General features: G+C 45.7%; 1 protein-coding gene. It reads right to left on the reverse strand.

Annotation, left to right across the window (positions count from 1 at the left end; genetic code table 11):
- The coding region (locus L990_RS16580) for a Calx-beta domain-containing protein (RefSeq protein ID WP_047451757.1) at positions 1 to 876 on the reverse strand (876 nt) is incomplete at both ends.

Raw genomic sequence — 876 nt, forward strand, 5'->3', positions numbered from 1 at the left:
CCGAATATGCTGCTGATATCGCTTGAGAGCTGGGGTTGGTTAGCGTTACATTAAATGTTAATGAACCACCCTCTACTATGGTTTGATTATCGATAGAAACCTTTGGTTTCGCATCGTCGTTTAGAATAATACCCTTAGCTTTATCTGCTGCAATAGAAGCATTAGAAGAAGGAGACGAAAGCTGAACAAAAAGATCCTCATCGGACTCGAATGTTGCATCCCCAGTCGTGTGAATAACCACATCTACAAAGCTAGCTAAAGCAGGGATTGTAAGCTTGGTTAGTCCTAGAGAAGTATAGTCGTTGTCTGCAGAAGTTGCAGAACCATCAGCTGTTTTAGCGAACACTGTGACAGGAGACGTTGCTAAATTGCTCAATGATACTCTAAACGATAAATCGCCACCCTCATTGACAGAAACAGCATCAGCAATACTCAAAGAAGGCTTATCCGCCTCGTCGGTGATGGTGCCTACACCTTGCGCATCGGCAATGGTAGCATTAGCAGCCAACGAGAGATTCAGCAATATATCTTCGTTACCTTCATATTTTCCGTCATCGGAAGTTTGTACCTCCACGACCTTGGATGTTTCGCCAGGAGCAAAGGTTACAATCGTGCTTGCAAGAGCCGTATAGTCGTTATCGGCAGCTGTAGCAGAGCCATCGGCAGAAGCAGCCGTTACGGTAACCGTCTTTTCACTAGCAGCAGAAAGAGTAATCGTAAACGAGAGCTTTCCACCCTCAGCCGTTGAAGCATCGGAGATCGATAGCGAAGGCGCTGCATCGTTATCGGTAATGGTACCTACGCCGACTAAAGTTCCAGCATCAACATTTGTAAGCGATGAGAGAGTAATCGAAAACTGCTCGTCATCCTCATCGA

This window comes from Alistipes sp. ZOR0009, from assembly GCF_000798815.1.
Lineage (GTDB): Bacteria > Bacteroidota > Bacteroidia > Bacteroidales > ZOR0009 > Acetobacteroides.